The sequence below is a fragment of the Streptomyces himalayensis subsp. himalayensis genome, from assembly GCF_013778455.1.
Taxonomy (GTDB): Bacteria; Actinomycetota; Actinomycetes; order Streptomycetales; family Streptomycetaceae; genus Streptomyces; species Streptomyces himalayensis.
Map to the genome: position 1 here is coordinate 116854 of NZ_JACEHE010000024.1, position 6326 is coordinate 123179.

The 6326-nt window shown below is 69.7% G+C and carries 6 protein-coding genes; 5 read left to right on the plus strand and 1 reads right to left on the minus strand.

Annotated elements, in window-relative coordinates; all coding sequences use genetic code 11:
- The first annotated feature begins 25 nt into the window (after positions 1–25).
- Complete coding sequence (locus H1D24_RS31060) at positions 26–877, plus strand: RNA polymerase sigma factor SigF (protein WP_181661041.1); 852 nt, start codon at positions 26–28, stop codon at positions 875–877.
- Between the two features lie 113 nt (positions 878–990).
- Positions 991–1848, plus strand: a complete 858-nt coding sequence (locus H1D24_RS31065) for a hypothetical protein (RefSeq protein ID WP_258564433.1) — start codon at positions 991–993, stop codon at positions 1846–1848.
- Between the two features lie 103 nt (positions 1849–1951).
- Here the strand turns inward: H1D24_RS31065 and H1D24_RS31070 are convergent, their stop codons facing one another.
- Complete coding sequence (locus H1D24_RS31070; protein ID WP_181661042.1) at positions 1952–2161, minus strand: hypothetical protein; 210 nt, start codon at positions 2159–2161, stop codon at positions 1952–1954.
- Between the two features lie 269 nt (positions 2162–2430).
- Here H1D24_RS31070 and H1D24_RS31075 point away from each other — a divergent pair, with 269 nt between their 5' ends.
- The 3 genes from H1D24_RS31075 (at position 2431) to H1D24_RS31085 (ending at position 6055) form a co-directional block, all read left to right on the plus strand.
- Positions 2431–2718 carry a hypothetical protein gene (locus H1D24_RS31075; RefSeq protein WP_181661043.1) on the plus strand — a complete coding sequence of 96 codons (288 nt, stop codon included), beginning with the start codon at positions 2431–2433 and terminating at the stop codon, positions 2716–2718.
- A 266-nt stretch (positions 2719–2984) separates the two neighbouring features.
- Positions 2985–3476, plus strand: coding sequence for a MarR family winged helix-turn-helix transcriptional regulator (locus H1D24_RS31080; protein WP_181661044.1), 492 nt, complete (start codon positions 2985–2987; stop codon positions 3474–3476).
- Between the two features lie 107 nt (positions 3477–3583).
- Positions 3584–6055 carry an MFS transporter gene (locus tag H1D24_RS31085; RefSeq protein WP_508480592.1) on the plus strand — a complete coding sequence of 824 codons (2472 nt, stop codon included), beginning with the start codon at positions 3584–3586 and terminating at the stop codon, positions 6053–6055.
- Positions 6056–6326 lie beyond the last annotated feature (271 nt).

Here is a 6326-nt window from a genome sequence, read left to right on the forward strand (position 1 = left end):
CCATCAGCGACCTCAAGGGGGTGGCATGTCCGCAGACCAGGGCAGCTCGAAGGTGCTCACGCTCAGCAAGAGCGAGGCAGAGCCCGACGTGCTTCAGGACCTTCACAGCTCCGAAGCCATCGACACCCGCACCCTGTCCCGCTCCCTGTTCCTGCGGCTGGCCGCACTCGACGAGAACAGCCCGGAGCGGGCCTACGTCCGAGACACCCTCATCGAGCTGAACCTCCCGCTCGTGCGGTACGCGGCGGCGCGCTTCCGCAGCCGCAACGAGCCGATGGAGGACATCGTCCAGGTCGGCACGATCGGCCTGATCAAGGCCATCGACCGGTTCGACTGCGAGCGCGGCGTGGAGTTCCCGACCTTCGCGATGCCCACCGTCGTCGGCGAGATCAAGCGCTTCTTCCGCGACACGTCGTGGTCGGTCCGCGTGCCCCGCCGTCTGCAGGAGCTGCGGCTGGCGCTGACCAAGGCGAGCGACGAGCTCTCCCAGAAGCTCGACCGGTCCCCGACCGTCCCCGAACTCGCCGCCGTACTGGGCGTGTCCGAGGAGGACGTGGTCGACGGCCTGGCCGTCGGAAACGCGTACACGGCCTCCTCGCTCGACTCCCCGGCACCCGAGGACGACGGCGGAGAGGGCTCGCTCGCCGACCGCCTCGGCTACGAGGACAGCGCGCTGGAGGGCGTGGAGTACCGTGAATCGCTCAAGCCGCTGCTGGCCAAGCTGCCGCCGCGCGAGCGCCGCATCATCATGCTCCGCTTCTTCGCGAACATGACGCAGTCCCAGATCGGCGAGGAGGTCGGCATCTCCCAGATGCACGTCTCCCGCCTCCTGACCCGGACGCTGGCGCAGCTGCGGGACGGCCTGATCTCGGACTAGGCCTGAACTTCGAAGCGGACTGAATGAGCTCGGAGCGGACCCGGTGGTCCGCTCCGAGCTCATGTCCGTTCCGACAGGTTCCTATTTGACGCACCGTCAGACACACTGACGCGATGCGAAACGCTTGGCAGTGTTTCACCGGGGGGCACACCCACGACCCACGGCGCATCCGCCGAGGTGCCCTGGCCGGCGCCTCGGCGGCCGTCGTCTGCCTTGGTGGTCTGCTGGCCGCCTGCGCCGACGGAGGCGGTGCCGACGACGGTTACGTCGCGGTCGGCGCGGCCGCCGCCACCCCTCAGGCGCCCCCCGGCAAGGGCGTGGCGCCGACGGGCGACGTGGAACTGGTGCCGCTCGACAGCGACGAGACCGGAAGCCCCTCGGAGGGCGGCAGGGAGCCTGGTACATCCGGGGGCGCGGGCGACGACACCTCGGGCCAGGGGGACGGCTCGGCGACGGGTTCGGCATCCTCGGCCGGCGGCACGGGGGGCTCCGGTACGTCCGCCAGCGCTGACGGCGACTCGGGCGCAGGCGGGGACGGCGCCGGCTCCAGCCGTACGGGCGGGACTCCCTCCGGCGAGTCTCCTGCTGGAGCGAGCGGTGGCTCGACGGGCGGCAGCGGAGGATCCGGCACCCCGTCCACCCCAGACGCCTCCACGCCGTCCGGGCCCGCGGTCCTCGACATCGGGGACGTGGTGCGGGAACCCACGGACGACCGGTGGTGCGAGAGGGTGACGGTCGCCTTCCACAACTCCGGCGGCTCAGCGGTGCGTTCGGGCACGGTGACGTTCGGTACGCACATCATCGGCGCACTCGGCGTCGACTGGGCGACGATCGAGTCCACCGAGAAACTCCCGGCACCGATCGACGCCGGAGAGACGGAGAAGAAGACCTGGACGGTGTGCGTGGACGCCTGGCGAGTGCCGCTGGGCATGCACATCGAGACGCAGGACGTCTCCGTGGAGTGGAAGTAGGAGCCGCGGCCTCACGGCAGCTGGAGCCATGGCCTTACGGCAACAGGAGGCGCGGCCTCACGGCAGTAGGAGCCGCGGCCTCACGGCAGCGGCAACTGCAGCCTTACGACAGCGCGAGCCAGGCGACAGCCGCCACGATCACCACGGCGACGACCACGCCGAGGATCAGGCCGATCCGCGGGCCTGCCGGAGCGGCCGCCTGCCGACCCGGCTGAGGGGCGCCGTCGTCGACGAAGGCGCGGAACATCTGCGTGCTGCCCGCGGGGTCGTGGTTGCCCTCGGGGCCCTGCGCGGCGTGGGGGTTGTGTGCCATGGGGCAGGACCCTAGCGAATGCGTGCGAGCTACCCAAGTGCCAGGTACGTGGCTGTCCGGCGACGCAGAGTGATGTCGCCACTCAGAGTGATGTTGCGAGACCTCGGAGAGGGGCGGAGCCTGATGACATGGGAACGGACCCACGGGTGTCCGGACCCAGTCATCAGGTCCGCTCGGGGACACCGCGGAACGCGGCAACGCCCATCATGTGAGGACTCAATATGGCCAGAACTGTCCGGCGGCGCATAGGTCTCATAGGTGCATCGTGCTTGGCCTCGGTGCTCGCCCTATCTGCAGCGGCACCTGCCGCGAGCGCGGCACCCCAGATCTCGGCACCGACCGCATCCCCGGTCCAGGCGCAGCCTTCCTTCGTCAACGGCTGGTGCGGCCGCGACCCGTACGGGTGCCGGTTCGGCACCCTCGGCGCCTTCGGGAACAACTTGGGGTTCTTCAACAACGGCTTCAACAACGGCTTCAACGGCTTCGGCGGGTACGGCGGCTACGGGTGCGTCCCCCGCGTCGTCACTGTCGGCTACGTCACGGTGGTTACGTGTTGATGAGCCGGGGTCCGTGCGGTGGATCCGCATAAGGACGGGAGCGCAGGCTCACCCGTATGCATCAGGGAGGGTGCCCCTCAGCAAGGGGCACCCTCCCTGATCTGTGCCCGCCGGTGGCCCCTACCGCTACCCCGGCGCTGACCAGCCCTTTTACCTTTCACCCAACGTCACTTTGCCATCTCTTTGATCCGCTACGCCCGTTTTAATTTGCCTGTAGCAACCATTCGGACCTATGGTTGCCCTAAGCAACAAACGGGAGAGGTGTGATGGCCACGCAGCGGCAGTACGAAGAGCTGGCCCGGCGACTCAGCGCCATCGGAGCCATCAAGCGCGGCCTCGGACGCATGCTCCCGCACGACTGTCCGGGGGGCTCCGCCGCCGTTCTTCTCATACTCGACCGCGACGGCGAGATGCGGATGAGCCGATTGGCGGAGCTGCTCGCCGTCGATATGTCGGTGACCAGCCGGCATGTCGCCCATGTCGCGGACCGGGGCTGGATCGACAGGTCCCCCGACCCCGCGGACAAGCGCTCACGGATCCTGCGGCTCACGCCCGCCGGCCGGAACAAGCTGGCGGAGCTCAAAGAGAACGCCGTCGAGGCGCTCGCCCACTACCTGGCGGACTGGTCGGACGAAGAGGTCGACCAGCTCAACGCCCTGCTCGCGCGCCTGCGCGAGAGCTTCGGTGACTGCCGCGCCGCACCGCGGCTCACCCACATCACAGATTTCACAGAACCGACCACCCGTACACCCGCGTGACAAGCCCGCGCAGAAGTAAGAAAAGGAAGTCCATGGCAACAACCACACCGGCCGGTGTGCGGGGCAGCCATGCCAAGCACGGAGCGGAAGCCGAGAGCGGCGCTCCGATGTCGCACCGGCAGATCATGACGGCGCTCTCCGGGCTGCTGCTCGGCATGTTCGCCACCATCCTCTCCTCCACCATCGTCTCCAACGCACTCCCCGAGATCGTCAGCGATCTCGGCGGCGGACAGAGCGCCTACACCTGGGTCGTGACCTCGACCCTGCTGGCGATGACGGCCTCGACCCCCCTCTGGGGCAAGCTGGCGGATCTGACCAGCAAGAAGACCCTCATCCAGATAGCCCTGATCGTCTTCGTCGTGGGCTCGATGGTCGCCGGCGTCTCGCAGAACGCGGCGACGCTGATCACCGCCCGTGCCATCCAGGGCCTCGGTGCCGGTGGTATGGCGGCGCTGGCGCAGATCATCATCGCCGCGATGATCCCCCCGCGTGAGCGCGGCCGTTACTCCGGCTACCTGGGCGCGGTCTTCGCCGTCGCCACCGTCGGAGGACCGCTGCTCGGCGGCGTCATCACCGACACCGACTCACTCGGCTGGCGCTGGTGCTTCTACGTAGGCGTGCCGTTCGCTGCGATCGCCCTGATCGTCCTGCAGAAGACGCTGCACCTCCCGGTGGCCAAGCGGAAGGTCAAGGTCGACTGGGCCGGCGCCTTCTTCATCACCGCCGCGGTCTGCCTGCTCCTCCTCTGGGTCACCTTCGCGGACGACAAGTACGAGTGGCTGTCCTGGCAGTCGTACGCGATGGTCGGCGGCGCCGTCGTCCTCGCGCTGATCTTCCTCCTCGTGGAGTCGAAGGCGAGCGAGCCGATCATCCCGCTGCGGCTGTTCCGCAACCGCACCATCACGCTGGCCTCGCTGGCCTCGCTCTTCGTCGGTGTCGCGATGTTCTCGGGCACCGTCTTCTTCGCCCAGTACTTCCAGCTGGCGCGGGGCGAGTCCCCGACAATGTCCGGTGTCATGACGATCCCGATGATCGCCGGCCTGTTCGTCTCGTCCACGGTCTCCGGCCAGATCATCACCAAGACCGGCAAGTGGAAGGCGTGGCTGGTCGCGGGCGGTGCGCTGGTGACCGCTGGCCTCGGTCTGCTGGGCACGATCCGGTACGACACCGAGTACTGGCAGGTCGCGGTCTTCATGGGGATCATGGGTCTCGGCGTCGGCATGATGATGCAGAACCTGGTGCTCGCCACGCAGAACCAGGTGGACCCGCAGGATCTCGGCTCGGCCAGCTCCGTCGTCACCTTCTTCCGCTCCCTCGGCGGTGCGATAGGTGTCTCGGTGCTCGGCTCCGTGATGTCCAGCCGTATCACGCACTACATCCAGGACGGCATCGCCGATCTCGGTCCCAAGGCCGCCAAGGCGATGGGCAGCTCCGGCGGTGACAGCATCCCCGACCTGGACGCACTGCCTGGGCCCATCCGGGCGCTGATGCAGAGTGCGTACGGGCACGGCATCGCCGACGTCTTCCTCTACGTCGCGCCGATCGCCTTCCTCGCCTTCCTGGTGACCCTGTTCATCAAGGAGGTCCCGCTGAAGTCCTCGGGTTCGCTGGAGGAGGCCACCGGCCAGGAGTCGGGCACCGCCCCTGCCCCGGCCGACACCTCTGTGGCCGCCGAGGCCGCGGGCGCGCAGGAGCGGATCCCGAGCTGGGCCGTCGCCGCCTCGAGCACCGAGACCGGTCCCGAGGGCACGCAGCGGCTGGCCGCGGTGGCCACCGTCGCGACGGCCCAGGGTGACTCCGCGGCCGGGTCCGCCGGTGGCGGGATTCCGGTACGGGGCTTCGTCCGCGGTGCCGAGAGCGCACCCGTGGCACGGGCCGCTGTCACGCTGATCTCCCTCGCCGGACGTCAGCTCGGCCGCTCCGTCGCCCAGGCCGACGGCCGCTACGCGCTCGACGCTCCGAGCGCGGGCAGCTACGTCCTGATCGCCTCCGCCGACGGCTTCCAGCCGCAGGCCTCGACGATCAACGTCAACGACGAGCCCGTCGCGTACGACATCCTGCTGAGCGGCACGAGCGGCCTCAGCGGTGTGGTGCGGGCCGCCGACGGCGGGACGCCGGTCACCGGCGCGATGGTCATCGTGACCGATGTCCGCGGAGACGTGCTGGCGACCGGACTGACCGGCGAACAGGGCGAGTTCGACTTCGCCGAGTTGGTGCCCGGCCAGGTGACCGTCGCCGTGAACGCGGCGGGACACCGTCCGCTGGCCCTGCCCGTCGAGGTGGGCGGCACCGGGGTTACCCGGATCGAGGTCGCACTCCGCTCCGGCGCGCAGGTGCAGGGCACCGTACGGGCCGCCGGCGGACCGCTCGGGGACGCGCGCGTCACGCTCGTCGACGCCGCGGGCAACGTGGTCGGCACGGCGACGACCGGGTCGGACGGGGCGTACGCCTTCACCGACCTGGATGCCGGCGAGTACACCGTCATCGCGACGGGCTACCCGCCGGTGGCCACCGGCCTCTCCGTGAGCGGGCGCGGGGTCGACGGCCACGACATCGAACTCGCCCACCCGGGCGAGTAGCAGGCCCCCGGCCGCGTGGGGCGCGCTCCGAGCGGAGGCGCGCCCTGCGCGGCGGGATAGGGGAGGCCTCCGGCCGGGTCGCTTTCGGGGCAGGGGACGGCCCTGCGGCCGGCCGGGGGCCAGGGGGGTATCAGGGCGGGTCCTGTTGTGGGGGCACAACCCACGACGGCGGGTGCCGCGGGTGTGGGAGTCGGTGCCGGTACGAGGTCCCGGCGCGTGCCGATACGCATACGAAAAAGCCGCCCCCAAGCCACGCAAGGAGAGAAACGGA

What these genes read in the sequence shown, in the direction of transcription:
- H1D24_RS31070 (WP_181661042.1), bottom strand. Translation starts at nt 2,161, where the DNA reads ATGGCACACAACCCCCACGCCGCGCAGGGCCCCGAGGGCAACCACGAC.
- H1D24_RS31060 (WP_181661041.1), top strand. Translation starts at nt 26, where the DNA reads ATGTCCGCAGACCAGGGCAGCTCGAAGGTGCTCACGCTCAGCAAGAGC.
- H1D24_RS31085 (WP_508480592.1), top strand. Translation starts at nt 3,584, where the DNA reads ATGTCGCACCGGCAGATCATGACGGCGCTCTCCGGGCTGCTGCTCGGC.
- H1D24_RS31065 (WP_258564433.1), top strand. Translation starts at nt 991, where the DNA reads ATGCGAAACGCTTGGCAGTGTTTCACCGGGGGGCACACCCACGACCCA.
- H1D24_RS31080 (WP_181661044.1), top strand. Translation starts at nt 2,985, where the DNA reads ATGGCCACGCAGCGGCAGTACGAAGAGCTGGCCCGGCGACTCAGCGCC.